General features: G+C 71.0%; 13 protein-coding genes. 6 read left to right on the forward strand and 7 right to left on the reverse strand.

Translation table 11 applies throughout. The features are described from left to right. Positions 1 to 266: 266 nt before the first annotated feature. Positions 267 to 1,910: a M4 family metallopeptidase gene (locus tag OG718_RS36500; RefSeq protein WP_328846212.1), complete on the reverse strand. Its 1,644-nt coding sequence runs from the start codon at positions 1,908 to 1,910 to the stop codon at positions 267 to 269. A gap of 243 nt (positions 1,911 to 2,153) precedes the next feature. On the opposite strand from OG718_RS36500, the gene OG718_RS36505 reads away from it, so the two are divergent. After that, a complete protein-coding gene (locus OG718_RS36505) occupies positions 2,154 to 2,567 on the forward strand; it encodes a gamma-glutamylcyclotransferase family protein (RefSeq protein WP_306940241.1) in 414 nt (137 codons plus the stop codon). A gap of 105 nt (positions 2,568 to 2,672) precedes the next feature. On the opposite strand, the gene OG718_RS36510 is transcribed toward OG718_RS36505, so the two are convergent. The 3 genes from OG718_RS36510 to OG718_RS36520 form a co-directional block, all read right to left on the reverse strand. After that, positions 2,673 to 4,850, reverse strand: a complete 2,178-nt coding sequence (locus OG718_RS36510; protein WP_328846213.1) for a molybdopterin oxidoreductase family protein — start codon at positions 4,848 to 4,850, stop codon at positions 2,673 to 2,675. A 155-nt stretch (positions 4,851 to 5,005) separates the two neighbouring features. Further along, a complete protein-coding gene (locus tag OG718_RS36515; protein WP_328846214.1) occupies positions 5,006 to 5,302 on the reverse strand; it encodes a hypothetical protein in 297 nt (98 codons plus the stop codon). A gap of 157 nt (positions 5,303 to 5,459) precedes the next feature. Then, complete coding sequence (locus OG718_RS36520; protein WP_186000977.1) at positions 5,460 to 6,173, reverse strand: SanA/YdcF family protein; 714 nt, start codon at positions 6,171 to 6,173, stop codon at positions 5,460 to 5,462. Between the two features lie 210 nt (positions 6,174 to 6,383). Here OG718_RS36520 and OG718_RS36525 point away from each other — a divergent pair, with 210 nt between their 5' ends. The 5 genes from OG718_RS36525 to OG718_RS36545 all read left to right on the forward strand — a co-directional run bounded on the left by OG718_RS36525 (position 6,384) and on the right by OG718_RS36545 (position 13,778). Continuing rightward, entirely contained in the window at positions 6,384 to 7,283 is a 900-nt protein-coding gene (locus tag OG718_RS36525; RefSeq protein WP_328846215.1) for a sirohydrochlorin chelatase, read from the forward strand. 158 nt (positions 7,284 to 7,441) lie between these two features. After that, complete coding sequence (locus OG718_RS36530; RefSeq protein WP_328846216.1) at positions 7,442 to 8,764, forward strand: deoxyguanosinetriphosphate triphosphohydrolase; 1,323 nt, start codon at positions 7,442 to 7,444, stop codon at positions 8,762 to 8,764. Positions 8,765 to 8,885: 121 nt separating this feature from the next. After that, a complete protein-coding gene (locus OG718_RS36535) occupies positions 8,886 to 10,151 on the forward strand; it encodes an NAD(P)/FAD-dependent oxidoreductase (RefSeq protein ID WP_306940246.1) in 1,266 nt (421 codons plus the stop codon). A 46-nt stretch (positions 10,152 to 10,197) separates the two neighbouring features. Beyond that, complete coding sequence (dnaG, locus tag OG718_RS36540) at positions 10,198 to 12,105, forward strand: DNA primase (protein WP_143631846.1); 1,908 nt, start codon at positions 10,198 to 10,200, stop codon at positions 12,103 to 12,105. 386 nt (positions 12,106 to 12,491) lie between these two features. Continuing rightward, the gene (locus tag OG718_RS36545) at positions 12,492 to 13,778 is read left to right on the forward strand and encodes an RNA polymerase sigma factor (RefSeq protein ID WP_306940248.1); all 1,287 of its coding nucleotides are present in this window, start codon (positions 12,492 to 12,494) and stop codon (positions 13,776 to 13,778) included. 191 nt (positions 13,779 to 13,969) lie between these two features. On the opposite strand, the gene OG718_RS36550 is transcribed toward OG718_RS36545, so the two are convergent. From OG718_RS36550 to OG718_RS36560, 3 genes are all read right to left on the reverse strand, one after another. Then, a complete protein-coding gene (locus OG718_RS36550) occupies positions 13,970 to 15,898 on the reverse strand; it encodes an ABC transporter ATP-binding protein (RefSeq protein WP_328846217.1) in 1,929 nt (642 codons plus the stop codon). Next, entirely contained in the window at positions 15,898 to 17,631 is a 1,734-nt protein-coding gene (locus tag OG718_RS36555) for an ABC transporter ATP-binding protein (RefSeq protein ID WP_328846218.1), read from the reverse strand. The genes OG718_RS36550 and OG718_RS36555 overlap by 1 nt, the downstream gene beginning before the upstream one ends. 167 nt (positions 17,632 to 17,798) lie before the next feature. Continuing rightward, the gene (locus tag OG718_RS36560) at positions 17,799 to 19,253 is read right to left on the reverse strand and encodes an FGGY family carbohydrate kinase (RefSeq protein ID WP_143631835.1); all 1,455 of its coding nucleotides are present in this window, start codon (positions 19,251 to 19,253) and stop codon (positions 17,799 to 17,801) included. Positions 19,254 to 19,289 lie beyond the last annotated feature (36 nt).

Here is a 19,289-nt window from a genome sequence, read left to right on the forward strand (position 1 = left end):
CGCTCTGGACATGGCGCACGCTTGGGCGGGCGCCTGCTGCAAAGACACGGAGAAGGGGCGGGGCTCTGGCCCGCCTCGCGCTCACGCCGAGGCCGGGAACCCCACTCGTGCATGGCCCAAGGCCGACCCGGCAGTCACCTGATCGACCTTAGTGTCGGGCCGGGGCGGGGGCAACGCCGTTTCTCGGCCGAGCCCGAGTGGGGTTCCCGGCCTCCCACGGCGCTGTCGCGGGCCGCCGACATCGCCCCCGCTCCACGAGCCCGGTGTCAGTTCACGGACACCGCCGACCAGGCCGCACCCACCGCCCGGTACTCCGCACTGCTCGCCCCGTACAGATCCTTCGCCGCGCTCAGCGTGGCGACCCGCGCGCCCGCGTACTTCGTGGACGACGTCATGTAGACCGTCAGCGCCCGGTACCAGATCGCGCCGAGCTTGGCCTTGCCGATGCCGGTCACCTTCGCGCCGTTGCAGGTCGTGCCGTTGTGGGCGACGCCGCCGATGGTCTTCGGGCCGCTGCCCTCCGCGAGCAGGTAGGCGAAGTGGTTGGCGACGCCCGAGGAGTAGTGGACGTCCAGGTCACCGACCGTGGAGGTCCAGCAGTCCGCGGAGTTGCCGTCCTTGGAGGGCTGGTCCATGTAGCGCAGGGCGGAGCGGCCGAAGCCGGACTTCACGATCTTCTCGCCGATCCGCCAGTCCCCGGGGTCTGCGGGGTTCTTGGCGTAGAACTCCACCAGCGTGCCGAAGATGTCCGACGTCGCCTCGTTCAGACCGCCGGGCTCGCCCGAGTACGTCAGCGCCGCCGTCTTGGACGTCACGCCGTGCGACATCTCGTGCCCGGCCACGTCCAGGGAAACCAGCGGCCCGAAGGTCTTCCCGTCACCGTCCCCGTACGTCATGCAGAAGCAACTGTCGTCCCAGAACGCGTTGTTGTACGCGCTGCCGTAGTGCACCCGGTTGAACGAGCCCTTGCCGTCTCCCGCGATGCCGCTGCGCCCGTGGACCTTCTTGTAGTAGTCCCAGGTGGTGTCGGTGCCGTACTGCGCGTCCACCGCCGCCGAGGCACGGCTCGAAGTCGCCCCGGTTCCCCAGTGGTTGTCGGCGTCGGTGAGGACGGGCGCGGGGGCACGCTGGTAGCAGATGATGAGGATGCAGGAGTCCGTCTTGTTCTTGGCGTCGCCCGTGTACGTGTTTCCCCGCGTGGGGTCGGAGAGTTGGTACGCCGAACCGGACCGCGTCGTCTCCAGCGGGACCTTGCCGCTGTAGAGGGACCGGCCGTCACCGGTCGCCGTCTCGATGCTGTCCCAGGCGTCGATCTGCTTGCCCGTCACCGCGTCGGTGAGGACCACGCGGGCGACGGGGTTGCCGAGCGAGTCCTTGCCGCCGGCCTCGGTGCGCCAGGCCAGCTTCGGAGCGCCGTGCAGGGCGTCGACGACCAACTGGGGCTTGGCGGTTATCTTGCGGAGCGTCTCGCCGACGTTCGCGAGACGCAGTGCCGCGGCGGCCAGGTCGGTGGCCTTCGGGGCGGACACCGACGGCGTGACGCTCGCGAGGGAGAGCGGACGCGTGGTGGCCCGGTCGGCGGCCCGGTAGTCGCCGTCCGCCGTCAGGTGGACCACGAAGTCGCCGCCCAGCACGGGCAGTTGGCGGTACGTCCGGTCGTAGCGCACATGCTGGGTGCCGTCCGCGTCGACGACCACGTCGCGGGCCTTGGTGCCCTGTGCGGAGGTGAGGCCCAGCCGGGCGGTCTGGTCGGCGAGCACCGCCGCCGCGTTGCCGAGGACGGTGTCCCGGGCCGGTCCGTCGGCCGTCACCGCGCTCGGGGCCAGTGCTCCCGCCAGCAGAGTGGTGGCCGCCGCCGATATACCGACGGTGGCGAGGCGCGAGCCTCGGATGTGCCGTGTCCGACTCATCGAACTCCTCGGGAAGGCACGCGAAACGCGTGGTGGTGGGGGGAGTGGGGAGTGCTGGTGGGGGTGTTCGCACAGTTCTAGGTGGCCCGGACCTGGCATGTCCATAGCGGACTGCCGGGGGATGTGTGAGGGGTGAGAATCGTTTCTGCAAAGGTCCGGGCACGCCGGGAGAGGCCGGTGGGAGCAAGCCCGGAGAGGCTGGGGAGAGCAAGCCCGGAGACGCCGGGGAGAGGAGACCACCGGGTGAGCGGCCGACTGCCCTTCTTCGTCTACGGGACCCTGCGCCCCGGCGAGCACAACCACGACCTCTTCCTGCGCGGCCGCACGCGCTCGGAGGTGCCGGGACGGCTCACCGGCGCGGTCCTCTACGACGGGCCGGGCTATCCGTACGCCGTCGAGGAACCCGGCGGCGTGGTGTGCGGGGAACTGGTCACGGCCGACCCCGACCGGTACGGCCGACTCCTCGGCGCCCTCGACCGTTTGGAGGAGTACGCCCCGGGCGACCCCGGCAACCTCTACGAGCGCGTGGCCAGAGAGGTGACCCGCGAGGACGGCACGGACGTACGGGCCTGGGTGTACGTGGCCGCCCCCACGGTCGCGGCGGCGCTGCGTGCGCGGGGCAGGCGCATCGACGGGGGCGACTGGCGGGCGCGCTGAGGCGGGGCATCACGCGACGCCCTTCTAGGGGCGCGGGATGTGTCCATTTGCGGCTCCGCCGCGTGGGCGCGACAAGCCACGACGAACCCGCAGCCGGCTACAAGCTCAGCCCACCCGCTCCACACGCTCGACCCGCACCGCACAGGCCTTGAACTCCGGCATCCGCGAGGTCGGGTCGAGGGCCGGATTGGTCAACGTGTTGGCCCGCCCCTCGCCCGGCCAGTGGAACGGCATGAACACGGTGTCGGGCCGAATGGAGGTGGTGATCCGCGCGGGCGCGACCGCGCGCCCCCGCCGGGACACCACGGCCAGCGGCTCCCCCTCCACGGCCCCGACCCGCTCGGCCAGCCGAGGATGCAACTCCACGAACGAGCCGGGCGCGGCGGCGTTCAGCTCATCCACCCGACGGGTCTGCGCACCGGACTGGTACTGCGAAACCACCCGCCCGGTGGTCAGCAGCACCGGATACTCCTCGTCCGGCTCCTCCGCCAGCGGCCGATGGTTCACGGCGACGAACCGCGCACGGCCGTCAGGCGTGGCGAACCGGTCGAGAAAGAGACGCGGGGTGCCGGGATGGGCTCCGGGCTCCTGGACGCCACCCTCCCGATCCTCGGCGGAGGCATCCGCGGAGCCACTCCCGGAGCTGTCCGCCGAGCTGTCAGCCGCGCCGTCCGCCGGACACGGCCAGAACACCCCGTTCTCCTCCGCCAGACGGCGATAGGTGATGCCCGAGTAGTCGGCGGGCCCGCCCGCGCTGGCCCGGCGCAGCTCCTCGAAGACCTCCTCCGGGTCCGTGGGGAAGCCCTTCTCCACGCCCAGCCGGTCGGCCAGTTCGTGCATCACGTACAGATCGCTGTGGACGCCCTCCGGAGGAGTGATCGCCTGCTTGCGCAGCAGGACCCGCCCCTCAAGGTTGGTCGTCGTGCCGCCCTCCTCGGCCCACTGGGTGACGGGCAGGACGACGTCCGCGAGCTCGGCCGTCTCGGACAGCACCACGTCGGCGACCGCGAGGAAGTCGAGGGACTTCAGCCGCTCCTCGACATGGGCGGCCCGAGGCGCGGACACCACCGGGTTCGACGCCATCAGCAGCAGCGCGCGGATGTCCGTACCCATGGCGTCGAGCAGCTCGTACGCGCTGCGGCCGGGCCCCGGCAGCGAGTCGGGGTCGACGCCCCAGACCTCGGCCACATGACGGCGGGCCGCGGGATCGTCGAGCTTGCGGTAGCCGGGCAACTGGTCGGCTTTCTGGCCGTGTTCACGACCGCCCTGCCCGTTGCCCTGCCCGGTGAGGCAGCCGTATCCGGAGAAGGGCCGCCCCGGACGCCCGGTCGCCAGGCAGAGGTTGATCCACGCGCCGACGGTGTCGGTGCCCTTGGAGTGCTGCTCGGGCCCGCGCGCGGTGAGCACCATCGCGGACTCCGGCTCGCAGAACATCCGCACGGTCTCCCGGAGTTGGGGGACCGAGACACCCGTGATGCGCTCCACGTACTCCGGCCAGTGCGCCATCGCGGCGGACCGCGCCTCCTCCCAGCCGCTGGTGCGCTCCTGGATGTACGCCTCGTCCGTACGCCCCTCCGCCACCACCAGGTGCAACAGTCCGAGCGCCAGGGCGAGATCAGTGCCGGGGCGGGGCGCGAGGTGCAGGTCGGCCTGCTCGGCGGTCCGGGTGCGGCGCGGGTCGATGACGACCAACGTGCCGCCGTTCTCCTTCAGTTCGGTGAGATAGCGGAGCGCCGGCGGCATGGTCTCGGCGAGGTTGGAACCGACCAGGATGACGCACCCCGTCTTCGGGATGTCCTCCAGGGGGAAGGGCAGTCCCCGGTCCAGGCCGAAGGCCTTGATGCCGCCGGCCGCGGCGGACGACATGCAGAAGCGGCCGTTGTAGTCGATCTGCGAGGTGCCGAGCACCACCCGGGCGAACTTCCCGAGCGTGTACGCCTTCTCGTTGGTCAGCCCGCCTCCGCCGAACACCCCGCACGCGTCCGGGCCATGCTCCGTACGCGTGCGGGACAGCCCTTCGGCGATCCGGTCGAGCGCCTCGTCCCAGCCGGCCGGCTCCAGCACCCCCGCCCTCCGGATCAGGGGCGAGGTGAGTCGCACCCCGGGGGAGAGCAGCGCGGGTGCCGTACGGCCCTTGCCGCACAGGGCGCCCCGGTTCACCGGGAAGTCCGGGCGCTCCGTCACCTCGACCGGACTGCCGGCGCCGTCCGGCGTGGGCGTCAGATTCATGCCGCACTGCAACGCGCAGTACGGGCAGTGGGTGGGCGTAGCGGTGGTCTGCATACCGGCCAGCGTGCGTCGGCCGTGTTACGCGGCGGGACGTTCCCCGTTACACGGCAGGCACGGGGACCTCCCCGCCGGAACCGGCGGGACGTGAGGACGTCCCGCCGGCCCCGCTCAGAAGCAGCACCTACTCAGCCGCTGGTTCGGTGGCAGGCTCAGCACACGTACGCGTAGTACGGGACGTCGCCCGGGTCCGGACCGATGCGTCCGACCCCGCCGGGGCCGATCTGGATACAGCCCGGGTCGAAGCCGTCGACTTCGACACTGGCGGAGATCGTGTAGTTGCACACGTTGTGGATGTCGGCCCAACCGTCCCCGTAGGCACCGAGCTTGGCGCACCCCGGCTCCTTCGCCGCCGCGTCGTCGTCCGCCACGGCGGTCGTCATGGCGGCCGGAGCCGAGAACAACGCGGCCGCCATGGCGGCGACGAAGGCGGTACGCAGACCAGTCATCATGTGTCCTTTCTCGTGAGCCCGGTTCGGATCCGAACTCCCGAAAAAGACACTATCCGTAATCAGTTGACTACAGAGTGCTGCGTAATCGGTTTCACGCGGCAGGGTGATCGGTGCGCGTCAAACTCGGCGGCCCGCGTGATCTGCGTCTCGTCGACTATCGGCCGGCAGCCGCCAACGCCCGTTCCACGCCCGGCTCTTGGGGCCCGAGGAAGTGGGGATCCGGCTCGAAGACCGCGTCCAGGAGAGCCTTGCCCGCGGCGAACACCTCCCGGGCGCCCCCGTAGTACCAGGTCACGTCGTGCACGGCGTCCACCCCGACCCCGTACGACGCGACGCCCGCCTCCTGGCAGAGCGCGACCGCCCGCCGGATGTGGAAGCCCTGGCTGATCAGCACGGCCCTGTCGACGCCGAAGATCTTCTTGGCGCGTACGCAGGAGTCCCAGGTGTCGAAGCCCGCGTAGTCGCTGACGATCCGCGCGTCGGGCACGCCACGCTCCGTGAGGTAGGTGCGCATGGCGTCCGGCTCGTCGTAGTCCTCGCGGCTGTTGTCGCCGGTGACCAGCACCACCTCCACGCGTCCGTCCCGGTACAGCTCGGCCGCCGCGTCCAGCCGGTGCGCGAGATACGGCGACGGCTCGCCGCGCCACAGCCCCGCCCCGAAGACGACCGCCACCTCGGTGCGCGGCACGTCCGCCGTCGTCCGCAGCCGGTCGCCCGTGACCACGTACATCCACGTCGACGGAAGCAGCGCCAGGACGCACCCGGCCATCACGGCCTGCACGGCCCGGCGCTGCCCTGTCCGGGTGCGCGGCAGGCGCGGTCTCGGCAGGCGTGGCCGCGGCAGCTTCGGCAGCTTCGGACGACGCATCGGGCGGTCCCTCCCCAGGTGGCCTCGCCCCTGAGGACGCCCATTACGGTGATCCGGTTCGCCCCGCGCACAGTGACCAGATTCACTCGGGGAGCCGTTGTCGCAGGTCACCGCACCTCACAGGCCCCGTACACCCCACCGTGAACCCCCGGAAAACACCCGTCATTCCCGCGCAACGGGGCGGCAACCTCCGACCCGCACCATCGGTGCATGACGGCGTCGAACTTTCCTCGCGACGAGTCCAAGCCCCGCCCCGGCGGCCAGCCGCAGCGTGGCGCCCACCTCGACAGTACGGCGCAACTCATGAACCGGATCACCAGCCAGCTCGGCAGTCAGCTCAGCCTCGTGTCCCTCGACGGCACCCGGCGTCCAGCCCCGCCCGCGCTCGTCCTCGTGGGCCACGGCAGCCGCGACCCGCGCGCCCTGAGCACCGTCCGGGCCCTCCTGGACCGGATCCGCGACCTGCGCCCCGGCGTGCCCGTGCACCTGGGGCACATCGAGCTGAACGAGCCCCTGCTGCCCGACACGCTCGCGGGCCTCGGCACCGGCGACGCCGTCCTCGTACCGCTGCTGCTCAGCCGTGGCTACCACGTCAAGCAGGACATCCCCGAGGCCGCGGCCGCCGCGCGGGCGCACGCCCGGGTCGCCGCACCGCTCGGCCCGCACCCGCTGCTCGTGGAGACGCTGTACGAGCGCCTGACGGAGGCCGGCTGGCGGGCGCCCCGGGACGAGGCGGAGCGCCGGGCGAGCGGGGTCGTGCTCGCCGCCGCCGGATCCCGCGACCCCGACGCGGCCGTCGACACCCGCCGCACCGCGAGCCTCCTGGCCGGACGGCTCGGCGTCCCCGTCGTGCCCGCGTACGCCTCCGCCGCGGCGCCCACCGTCCCCGAAGCCGTACGCGCCCTCACCGCCCGCGGCCGCCACCGCGTCGCCGTCGCCTCCTACTTCACGGCCCCCGGCCGCTTCTCCACCGAGTGCGCGGCGGCAGCCCCCTGGATCGCGGCGGCCCCCCTGGGCGCCCACCCGTCAATGGCCCGCCTGATCCTGCACCGCTACGACCAGGCGCTGGCGACCGCGATCGCCGAGACACCAGCCCTGGCTTCGGCCTAAGGCGCCGGGCTTCGGCAGAGGGGCTTCTTCTAGGGGCGCGGGGAACTGCGCGACAAGCCACGACGAACCTGCACCCGCAAACGAACAGCCCCCGGCAGACGCGCAGGCGCACAACACTCCCGCCCCAATTGTCAGCCGCTCCGCTTACTGTTCAAGACATGGAAGGCACCAGCACCGACACCACCCGAACCCCGCACGAGCACCACATCGCACCCCCCGGCTACGACCCCACGTCAGTGGACCGTTGGGCCACGGAACCGGACAAACGCCCCGGCCGCACCGCCTTCCAGCGCGACCGCGCCCGCGTTCTGCACTCCTCGGCCCTGCGCCGCCTCGCCGGCAAGACCCAGGTCGTCACACCCGGCACCCGGAGCCAGGTCTGGGACGCGAGCCCCCGCACCCGCCTGACCCACTCCCTGGAGTGCGCCCAGGTCGGCCGCGAGCTGGGCGCCGCCCTCGGCTGCGACCCCGACCTCGTCGAGGCGGCCTGTCTCTCCCACGACCTGGGCCACCCGCCCTTCGGGCACAACGGCGAGCAGGCTCTGAACGAGTTCGCGGAGGACTGCGGCGGCTTCGAGGGCAACGCGCAGTCGCTCAGACTGCTCACCCGCATCGAACCCAAGCGCTTCGTGACAAGCGAAGCGAGCGGCGACCTCGTCAGCGTCGGCCTCAACCTCACCCGCGCCGCCCTGGACGCCGCCACCAAGTACCCCTGGCCGCGCGGTGCCCACCCGACCGACCCGAAGTCCCCGAAATTCGGGGTCTACGACGACGACCGCCCCGTCTTCGACTGGGTCCGCAAGGGCGCCCCCGGAACCCGCACCACCTTCGAGGCCCAGGTCATGGACTGGGCCGACGACGTGGCGTACTCCGTGCACGACGTCGAGGACGGCCTCCACGCGGGCCACATCGACCCCAACTGCCTGCACGCGGAGCCCGAGCGGCAGGAGATCTTCGCGGTCGCCGTCGGGCGGTACGTCCCGGTGGACACCGACCCCGCCGAGCTCGGCGAAGCCCTCGACCGCCTCCTGGACCAGGAGTGGTGGCCGCACGGCTACGACGGTTCCGCGGTCGCGCAGGCCCGGCTGAAGGACGCCACCAGCCAGCTCATCGGCCGGTTCTGCCTCGCCGCGGAGGGCGCCACGCGCGCGGCGTACGGGACGGGCCGGCTCACTCGGTACGAGGCCGAGCTGGTCGTCCCGCGCGCGGCCCGACTGGAGTGCGCGGTCCTCAAGGCGGTCGCCGACCGGTACGTCATGCAGCGCGCCGAGCAGGAGCGGCTCCGCGCCGACCAGCGCGTCGTCGTCGCCGAGCTGGCGGAGGCGCTCACCGCCCGCGCGCCGGACGGTCTGGACCCGCAGTTTCGAGCCCTGTTCGACCAGGCGCCGGACGACCGTGCCCGCAAGCGGGTGATCGTCGACCAGATCGCGTCCCTGACGGACGCCTCCGCGCGATCACTGCATGCGAGGCTCACGGGGTAGCTGTGGCGTCCGGACGGGGAGGGCGTGACCCTGCGTGGCCTGATCGGGCCACTCCCTCTTCCCCCATCACGCTCCGTGCGGGACGCTCGCATGTGGCGACATCCTTACGAGGAGGCATCAAGTGGTCGACGCAGATCAGACATTCGTCATCGTCGGAGGCGGGCTGGCCGGCGCGAAGGCGGCCGAGACGCTCCGGGCGGAGGGCTTCACCGGCCGCGTGATACTGATCTGCGACGAGCGCGACCACCCGTACGAACGCCCGCCGCTGTCCAAGGGCTATCTGCTCGGCAAGGAGGAGCGCGACAGCGTCTTCGTCCACGAGCCCGCCTGGTACGCGCGCAACGACATCGAGCTGCACCTCGGCCAGACCGTCGACGCCATCGACCGGACCGCCAGGACCGTCCGCTTCGGTGACGACGGCACTCTCGTCCACTACGACAAACTGCTGCTGGTGACCGGCTCCGAACCGCGCCGCCTCGACATCCCGGGCACGGACCTCGCGGGCGTCCACCACCTGCGGCGCCTCGCCCACGCGGAGCGCCTCAAGCACGTACTGACCGCCCTCGGCCGGGACAACGGCCACCTCGTCATCGCGGGCGCGGGCTGGATCGGCCTGGAAGTCGCCGCGGCCGCCCGTGAGTACGGCGCCGAGGTCACCGTCGTCGAGCCCGGGCCGACCCCGCTGCACTCGGTCCTCGGCCCCGAGCTCGGCCAGCTCTTCACCGAGCTGCACCGCGAGCACGGCGTCCGCTTCCACTTCGGCGCCCGGCTCACCGAGATCACCGGCCAGGACGGCATGGTCCTGGCGGCCCGCACGGACGACGGCGAGGAACACCCCGCGCACGACGTCCTGGCCGCCATCGGCGCCGCCCCGCGCACCGGGCTCGCCGAGGCCGCGGGCCTCACGATGGTCGACCGCGCGCAGGGTGGCGGCATCGCGGTCGACGAGCAGCTGCGCACCTCCGACCCCGACATCTACGCGGCCGGTGACGTGGCCGCCTTCCACCACGCGCTGTTCGACACCCGCCTGCGCGTCGAGCACTGGGCGAACGCCCTGAACGGCGGCCCGGCGGCGGCCCGCGCGATGCTGGGCCGCGAGCTGACGTACGACAGGGTGCCCTATTTCTTCTCCGACCAGTACGACGTAGGGCTCGAGTACTCGGGCTGGGCGCCCCCGGGCACGTACGACCAAGTGGTGATCCGGGGAGACGCGGGCAAGCGCGAGTTCATCGCCTTCTGGGTGAAGGAAGGACGGGTGCTGGCCGGGATGAACGTGAATGTGTGGGACGTCACGGACCCGATCCAACAACTGATCCGGAACCGGACCCAGGTGGACACGGAGGCACTCGCGGACCCGCACGTTCCGCTGGACAGTCTGGTCTCATGACCGACGGCGGCGCTCGACTGTCACACCGTCCCCGTAGAATCCATGCGTGGCTGGAAGGATCAACGACGAGGACGTGAAGGCTGTTCGGGACGCGGTCCCGATCGACGCCGTGGTCTCGGAGTACCTCCAGCTGCGCAACGCGGGCGGCGGAAACCTCAAGGGTCTCTGCCCCTTCCACGACGAGAAGTCGCCCTCCTTCCAGGTCAGCCCGAGCAAGGGGCTCTTCCACTGCTTCGGCTGCCAGGAGGGCGGCGACACCATCACGTTCGTGATGAAGGTCGACCACCTCACCTTCTCGGAGTCGGTCGAGCGCCTCGCCGCCCAGGCAGGCATCACCCTGCGGTACGAGGAGGGCGGCTACAACCCCTCCCACCAGCGCGGCGAGCGCATCCGCCTGGTCGAGGCCCACAAGATCGCCGCCCAGTTCTACATCGAGCAGCTCGACACCGGCTCCGAGGCCGACACCGGCCGAAAGTTCCTCGCCGAGCGCGGTTTCGACCAGGCCGCGGCCACCCACTTCGGCGTCGGCTACAGCCCCCAGGGCTGGGACCACCTCACCCGCTACCTCCGCGGCAAGGGCTTCAGCGACAAGGAGATCCTCCTCTCCGGCCTCTCCCAGGAGGGCCGCCGAGGCCCCATCGACCGCTTCCGCGGCCGCCTCATGTGGCCGATCCGCGACATCGGCGGCGAGGTCGTCGGCTTCGGCGCCCGAAAGCTGTACGAGTCGGACAACGGCCCGAAGTACCTGAACACACCCGACACGCCGATCTACCGAAAGTCCCAGGTCCTCTACGGCATCGACCTCGCCAAGAAGGACATCGCCAAGAGCAGCCGGGCGGTCGTGGTCGAGGGCTACACGGACGTGATGGCCTGCCACCTCGCCGGCATCACCACCGCCATCGCCACCTGCGGCACGGCCTTCGGCGGCGACCACATCAAGATCCTTCGACGGCTCCTGATGGACAACGGCTCGGCGCGCGTGATCTTCACCTTCGACGGCGACTCGGCCGGGCAGAAAGCGGCCCTGCGGGCCTTCGAGGACGACCAGAAGTTCGCCGCCGAGACGTACATCGCGATCGCCCCTGACGGCATGGACCCCTGCGAGCTGCGCCTCGCGAAGGGCGACGCGGCGGTCGCCGACCTGGTCGAACCGCGCACCCCGCTCTTCGAGTTCGCCCTGCGCCAGATCATCCTGCGGTACGACCTGGAGACCCCCGCGGGCCGAGCGGCCGCGCTCGACGAGGCCGCCCCGATCGTCGCCCGCATCAAGAACAGCGGCGCCCAGCACGAGGTCGCCGTCCAGCTCGCGGGCATGCTCGGCATCCTCGACACGCAGTTCGTCGTCAAGCGTGTCGCCCAGCTGGCCCGCTGGGCCCGTGACCGCGGCGGCAAGGGCCCCGCGCCCGCAAGCACCGGCCGCCCCCCGCAGAGTTACGAGAACAGCGGACCCAGGCCGTCCTCCGGCCCCGCCCTGACCCTCCGCAACCCCGTGTTCGCCACCGAGCGCGAGCTCCTCAAACTCGCCCTCCAGCGCCCCGAGCTGGTCTCCCCGGCCTTCGACGCGTACGGCGTGGACGAGTTCACCGCCCCGCCCTACGCGGCCGTCCGCGAGACGATCATCGAGGCGGGCGGCGCGGAGTACGGCGTCCAGGACCCGCAGGAGTACCTGGTCCGCGTCCGCGAGGCCGCCTCGGACGACGCCGTCCGCGCCATGGTCACCGAGCTGGCCGTCGAGGCCATCATGCGCAAGACCGTCGACGAGCACTACGCGGGCGAGCAGCTGGTCACCGTCCGCCGCCGCGCCGTCGAGCGCCGCGTCCGGGACGTCCAGGGCGCCCTCGCCCGCGCCAGCGCCCAGGGCGACCCGGCCCAGCTGGCCGCCGTACAGAACGAGTTGTGGGTGCTCCAGCAGTACGACCAGGCCCTGCGCGAGAAGGGCGCGGGCGCGCTCTGAGGCGGGTGCGAAACCGTCCGCCCGCACGCACGCGGTCACTTCTCGTGCCTTCTCGTGCACGGGCCGATTCGGTGGCGTAGGACGGGGAACCCGTCGACGTGACCATCGGCTGTGAAGGCATCCGGCGCGAGCCGCGAGATGTACGCCGGCTTGAGACCGGCGCCGGCCGCCCAGTGGCGCAGCCGTTCAGAACCGGCAGCACAGTCACGGCGGGCCGTCACGTATACCCCGTAATCGGAACCGGACACTCGGGGATCGTGCCAGATCAGGGCACGAACAGGCCCGCGAGTTCTCCGCGAGGGTAACCACGCGGTCACGGACCGGACTCAAAAAGTCACCGCACGCCCCTCGTGGCGACGATGTGTCGTACTCCACACTGGGTTCCGGTGCCTGAGTCCTCGGAGCGCGGCCGACCCGAACGCGACGGGTCCAATGTCCCCGCGGTTCCGCTCAACGTGTTCGGGACGGACAGCGGCAAGGCCGTCGTCCCCGTCCCGCTGCCGCACGCCTCAGCAGCGACATTCCTGGAGGTCGCCCCCGTGCAGACCCAGACCCTCACCCAGACCGACAACACCGGCGACACGGACGCGGATTCCGACGTCATCGCGGCCGTACCGCCGCAGAGCCGTGCCGCGCACCACCCCGAGACGGCGGCGGATCCGGAGGGCTCGCAGGCCGAGCCCGACGAGTCGCCCGTCATGCTCGTGGAGACCGAGGCGCCGGAGCCGGTGGAAGTGCCCCGCGGGCGTACGGACACCGGTGGGCCCTCGTCCGACCTGTTCCGCCAGTACCTGCGGGAGATCGGCCGGATCCCGCTGCTCACCGCCGCGGAGGAGGTGGAGCTGGCGCGTCGGGTCGAGGCCGGCCTCTTCGCCGAGGAGCGGCTGCGTCTGGCTTCCGACCTGGACAGCCAACTCGCCCTGGACCTCGACAAGTTGGTGGTCATGGGCCGGATGGCCAAACGCCGGCTCATCGAGGCGAACCTCCGGCTGGTCGTCTCCGTCGCCAAGCGGTACGTGGGGCGCGGGCTGACCATGCTCGATCTCGTCCAGGAGGGAAACCTGGGGTTGATCAGGGCGGTCGAGAAGTTCGACTACGCCCGTGGGTACAAGTTCTCGACGTACGCGACCTGGTGGATCCGCCAGGCCATGTCCAGGGCCCTCGCCGACCAGGCCCGGACGATCCGGGTGCCCGTCCACGTGGTCGAGTTGATCAACCGGGTGGTGCGGGTGCAGCGGCGGATGCTGCAGGAGCGGGGGTACGAGCCGACGCCGGAGGAGGTCGCTGCGCATTTGGATCTCCCCAGTGAACGGGTCAGCGAGGTCCTGCGGCTGGCCCAGGAGCCGGTGTCCCTCCACGCGCCTGTGGGCGAGGAGGACGATGTGGCTCTCGGGGACCTCATCGAGGACGGGGACGCGACGAGTCCTGTGGAGTCGGCGGCGTTCCTGCTCCTGAGGGAGCACCTGGAGGCGGTCCTCTCGACCCTCGGGGAGCGCGAGCGGAAGGTGGTCCAACTCCGCTACGGCCTGGCGGACGGCCGTCCCCGCACGCTGGAGGAGATAGGCCGCATCTTCGGCGTCACCCGCGAGCGCATCCGCCAGATCGAATCCAAGACGTTGAACAAACTCCGAGACCACGCCTTCGCAGACCAACTGCGGGGCTACCTGGACTGACAGGGTATTTCTTCGCCCCCGCCGCCCCTACCCGTTCCCTTCCCCTGGGGGCTGACGCCCCCAGACCCCCACTGAAAACCAGCCTCTCCGGCGTTTGAGGAGCGGGGGTTCGGGGGCGGAGCCCCTGAGCAAGTGACGGGAATGGGTAGGGGCGGCGGGGGCGAAAAAACCCAACCGCCCCCGGCCACCCCTCAGTCCACCTCCACCACAGCCTCCGCGAACTGGGCCTTGTACAGGCGGGCGTACGCGCCGTTCGCGGCCAGCAGGTCCGTGTGGGCGCCCTGTTCCACGATCGACCCGTTCTCCATCACGAGAATGGTGTCGGCATCGCGGATCGTCGACAGACGATGCGCGATGACGAACGACGTCCGCCCGTGCGCGAGCTTCGCCATCGCCTTCTGGATGAGCACCTCGGTACGGGTGTCCACCGAACTCGTCGCCTCGTCCAGCACAAGGATCACCGGATCGGACAGGAACGCCCGAGCGATGGTGATCAGCTGCTTCTCACCCGCACTCACCCCCGACCCCTCGTCGTCGATGACGGTGTCGTACCCGTCGGGCAACGTCCGGACGAACCGGTCGGCATGGGCGGCCCGAGCCGCCTCCTCGATCTCCCCACGGGTGACCTCCCGGGAGGCCCCGTACGCGATGTTCTCCGCGATCGAACCGCCGAACAGCCAGGTGTCCTGCAGCACCATGCCGATCCCGGCCCGCAGTTCGTCCCGGGACATCTTCGCGATGTCGACCCCGTCGAGGGTGATACGCCCGCCCGTGACCTCGTAGAACCGCATCAGCAGGTTCACGAGCGTGGTCTTGCCGGCGCCCGTCGGCCCGACGATGGCGACCGTGTGCCCCGGCTCCACCTTCAGCGACAGGTCCTCGATGAGCGGCTTCTCCGGGTCGTACCGGAAGGAGACCCCCTCCAGCGCCACCCGGCCCCGGAGTTCCTCCGGACGCGCGCCCGTCACCGGGTCGGCCTCCTGCTCCTCCGCGTCCAGCAGTTCGAAGATCCGCTCCGCCGAAGCGACCCCGGACTGCACGAGGTTCGCCATCGAGGCGACCTGGGTGAGCGGCATGGAGAACTGCCGGGAGTACTGGATGAAGGCCTGGACGTCACCGATCGAGAGGGCGCCCGACGCGACGCGCAGACCGCCGACCACGGCCACCAGCACATAGTTCAGGTTCGACACGAACATCATCAGCGGCTGCATGACCCCGCTGTTGAACTGCGCCCGGAACCCGGCCTCGTACAGCTTCTCGTTCTCCTCGGCGAACTGTGCCGCCGACTCGTCCTGCCGCCCGAAGACCTTGACGAGGTTGTGGCCGGTGTACATCTCCTCGATGTGCGCGTTGAGCTTGCCGGTGGTCCGCCACTGCTGCACGAAGTGCGGCTGCGACCGCTTGCCCACCCGGGTGGCGACGACGAACGACAGCGGCACGGTGACCAGCGCGACGAGCGCGAGCAGCCACGACACCCAGAACATCATCGCCAGCACACCGACGATCGTCAGCAGCGAGTTGACCAGCTGGCCCATCGACTGCTGGAGGGTCTGCCCGATGTTGTCGATGTCGTTCGTGGCGCGGCTGAGCACCTCACCGCGCTGCCGCTTGTCGAAGTACGACAGCGGCAGCCGCGACAGCTTCGTCTGCACGTCCTCGCGCATGTTGTACATCGTCTTGTTGACGGCCCGGTTCACCAGCCGCGTCGCCACGGTCATCAGCAGACCGGCCACCAGGAACGCCACGAGAGCGAGCAGCAGCACCTCGCCGACCGCGCCGAAGTCGATGCCCTTGCCCGGGGTGAAGTCCGTCCCGGAGAGCATGTCGGCCATGCCGCCGTCGCCGCGCTCCCGCATCGCCGCGAGGGCCTCGGCCTTCGTCTGCCCCGCGGGCATCTCCCGTCCGACGACCCCGGCGAAGACGAGGTCGGTGGCCCGGCCCAGGATCTTCGGCCCGAGGACCGACAGGCCGACGCTGAACACCACGGCGACGAGCATCACGTACAGAGTGGTGCGTTCCGGCTTGAAATGCGCCAGCAGCCGCTTCCCGGACCCCTTGAAGTCCATCGAGTGATGGTCGGGGCCCGTCCCGGCCATCATCCGCCCCATGGGCCCGGCCATCAGGCTGCCTCCGCTTCCGTCAGCTGGGAGAGCACGATCTCCCGGTATGTCTCGTTCTCCGCCATCAGCTCGTGGTGGCGGCCCGTGCCGACGACCCGGCCCTCGTCGAGGACCACGATCCGGTCGGCGTCACGGATGGTCGACACCCGCTGGGCGACGATCACGACCGTCGCCTCGGCGGTCTCCTGCGCGAGCGCCCTCCGCAACGCCGCGTCCGTGGCGTAGTCGAGCGCCGAGAAGGAGTCGTCGAAGAGGTAGATCTCGGGGCGCTGCACAAGGGTCCGGGCGATGGCGAGCCGCTGCCGCTGGCCGCCCGACACATTCGTCCCGCCCTGCGCGATCGTCGCGTCGAGACCGTTCTCCAGACCCTCCACGAAGCCCTTGGCCTGCGCCACCTCCAGCGCGTGCCACAGCTCCTCGTCGGTCGCGTCCGGATTGCCGTACCGGAGGTTGGTCGCCACCGTGCCCGCGAAGAGGTACGGCTTCTGCGGTACGAGGCCCACCGTGCGCGCGAGCAGCCGCGGCTCGACCGTGCGTACGTCGACGCCGTCCACCAGCACCTGGCCGTCGGTGGCGTCGAACAGCCGGGGGACCAGGCCGAGGAGCGTGGACTTGCCGCTGCCGGTCGAGCCGATCACGGCGGTGGTCTCACCCGGCAGGGCCACCAGGTCGATGGTCCTCAGTACCGGCTCCTCGGCACCCGGGTAGCGGAACCCGGCACCCCGGATCTCCAGATGGCCGTGCCGCCGCAGCTCCAGGACCGGTGCCTTCGGCGGGACCACACTGCTGGAGGTGTCCAGGACCTCCTGGATGCGCTCGGCACACACCTCCGCGCGCGGCACCATCATGAACATGAAGGTGGCCATCATCACGGACATGACGATCTGCATCAGGTAGGCGAGGAACGCGGTCAGCGCGCCGATCTGCATCCCGCCGCTGTCGATCCGGTGGGCGCCGAACCACACCACCGCGATCGACGACACGTTCACCACCGTCATGACGATGGGGAACATCAGCGCCAGCATCCGCCCGGTGCCCAGCGACACCTCGGTGAGGTCGGCGTTCGCCTTCCGGAAACGCTCCTCCTCGTAGCCGTCGCGCACGAAGGCCCGGATGACGCGGTTGCCGGTGATCTGCTCGCGCAGCACCCGGTTCACCGTGTCGAGCCGCACCTGCATCGTGCGGAACAGCGGCCGCAGCCGGCGCACGATGAGACTCACCGAGATCCCGAGCACCGGCACGACGGCGAGCAGCACCCCGGACAGCGGTACGTCGAGCCCGAGCGCGAGGACGATGCCGCCCACGCACATGATCGGCGCCGACACCAGCAGCGTGAACGTCATCAGGGTGAGCATCTGCACCTGCTGCACGTCGTTCGTCGTGCGGGTGATCAGCGACGGCGCCCCGAAGTGGCCGACCTCACGCGCGGAGAACGACTGCACCCGGTCGAAGATGCCGGCCCGGATGTCCCGGCCGACCGCGGAGGCCGTACGGGCGCCGTAGTAGACGGCCCCGATGTTGCAGACGACCTGGGCCAGCGAGATGCCGATCATCAGGGCGCCGAAGGTCAGGATGTAGCCCGTGTCGCCGTCGACGACACCGTTGTCGATGATGTCCGCGTTCAGCGTGGGCAGGTAGAGCGTGGCGCAGGTCTGCAGGAACTGCAGCAGTACGAGCAGCGCGATGGGTTTCTTGTAGGGCGTGAGATAGGTACGCAGGAGTCGTATGAGCACACTGGGTCTCTCGGAGTCGGCGGCGGGGCGGTTGGTTGCCCTTGGCCCCTATCGTCGAACACTCCACCCGTGTTACCTCAACTGATTAAGCCAAGAGAGGTCCAAGAGCGGACCGGGCTTCGGTCCGAAGCCGTAGGCCGTTCGAGTCGCCCGGGCTCCGAGAGGCCTCAGGGGCGGAAAGCCCCCGGGTGCGTCTGGTCCCGTACCGACACGTACTGCTGCCGCACGGCCTGGCCCACCGCCAGCTCCTCGCCGGGCTCCAGGATCTGCGCGGCCGCGCCCTGCCAGACGGGCGGCAGCCCCGGCTGGATCGTGCCCTGCGAGGTACCGAGCGCCCAGGCCGCCTGCCGGGCCGCGCCGATCGCCGCGTAGTCCGCGGGCTGCGGCACCACGATCTGCGTACCGAGCAGCGCGGGAGCGCAGGCCTGCACCGCGCTCAGCTCGGCGGCCTGGCCCAGCAGGAAGATCCGTCGCACCTCCACGCCTCGCTTGCGCAGCACGTCCAGCGCGTCCGCGAGCCCGCACAGCATGCCCTCGAAGGCGGCCCGTGCCAGATGCTCGGGCTTCATCGACTCCCGCCGCAGCCCGGCCAGCGTCCCCGCCGTGTGCGGCAGGTTGGGCGTCCGCTCGCCCTCCAGATAGGGCAGCAGCACGAGCCCGTGGGAGCCCGGGGTGGACTTCATCGCCAGGTCCGACAGGGCCTCCAGGTCCGGCACGCCGAGCAGTTCGGCGGCCCCGCGCAGGGCCCGTACGGCATTGAGCGTGGTGACGACCGGCAGATGCATCCCGGTCGCGTCCGCGAGGGAGGTGATCATTCCGGAGGAGTCGACGAGCGCCTCGTGGTGCACGGCCATCACGGAACCGGAGGCGCCGAGCGACACCACCGCGTCCCCGAGCCCGATGCCCAGCCCGAACGCCGCCGCCATCGTCTCGCCCGTCCCCGCCGAGATCAGCAGCCCCTCGGGCGTCGTCCCCGCGGCCTCCCACGGCCCCAGCACATCGGGCAGCAGCGCCTGGTGCCCGAGCGCCAGCTCCACGAGATCGGGCCGGTACGCACCGGTCGCCGCCGACCAGTAGCCGGTCCCGGAGGCCCCGCCCCGGTCGGTGGTCCGGCGTGCCGGACGGCCGAGCAGCTGCCACACCAGCCAGTCGTGCGCCTGGAGCAGCACCGTGGTGCGCAGCGCCGCATCGGGTTCGTTCCTCGCGAGCCAGCGCAGCTTCGTGACCGGCTGCGCCGCCTGCGGCACGCAGCCCACGGCCTGCGCCCAGGCCTCGCGTCCGCCCAGGGCGTCGACCAGGTCGGCGGCCGCGACCTGAGCCCGCTTGTCCCCGCCGACCATCGCCGGACGCACCGTGTTGCCCTGGGTGTCCACCGGCACGAGCCCGTTCTGCTGCGCGGACACACCGATGGCCTGAACGCCTTCGAGGAGCCCGCCGCCCGCGGCCTCGCCCAGGGACAGCAGCCAGGCCTGCGGGTCGACGTCCGAAGGCCGGCCGCCCTCGGACACGCCGTCCATCGGATGCGGGGCATACCCCTGCCTGAGCACGGCTCCGCTGTCCGCGTCGCAGACGACGATGCGAGTGAAATCGGGCGAACTGTCCAACCCGGCGACTATCCCCATGGCGGAAATTCTGCCGTACGACCGGACCCGGCCGTA

This window comes from Streptomyces sp. NBC_00258, from assembly GCF_036182465.1.
Taxonomy (GTDB): domain Bacteria; phylum Actinomycetota; class Actinomycetes; order Streptomycetales; family Streptomycetaceae; genus Streptomyces.

Excerpts from the sequence above, each read along its gene's own strand:
- OG718_RS36530 (WP_328846216.1), top strand. The coding sequence starts at position 7,442 with ATGGAAGGCACCAGCACCGACACCACCCGAACCCCGCACGAGCACCAC.
- OG718_RS36560 (WP_143631835.1), bottom strand. The coding sequence starts at position 19,253 with ATGGGGATAGTCGCCGGGTTGGACAGTTCGCCCGATTTCACTCGCATC.
- OG718_RS36500 (WP_328846212.1), bottom strand. The coding sequence starts at position 1,910 with ATGAGTCGGACACGGCACATCCGAGGCTCGCGCCTCGCCACCGTCGGT.
- OG718_RS36550 (WP_328846217.1), bottom strand. The coding sequence starts at position 15,898 with ATGGCCGGGCCCATGGGGCGGATGATGGCCGGGACGGGCCCCGACCAT.
- OG718_RS36525 (WP_328846215.1), top strand. The coding sequence starts at position 6,384 with ATGACGGCGTCGAACTTTCCTCGCGACGAGTCCAAGCCCCGCCCCGGC.
- OG718_RS36520 (WP_186000977.1), bottom strand. The coding sequence starts at position 6,173 with ATGCGTCGTCCGAAGCTGCCGAAGCTGCCGCGGCCACGCCTGCCGAGA.
- OG718_RS36515 (WP_328846214.1), bottom strand. The coding sequence starts at position 5,302 with ATGACTGGTCTGCGTACCGCCTTCGTCGCCGCCATGGCGGCCGCGTTG.
- OG718_RS36510 (WP_328846213.1), bottom strand. The coding sequence starts at position 4,850 with ATGCAGACCACCGCTACGCCCACCCACTGCCCGTACTGCGCGTTGCAG.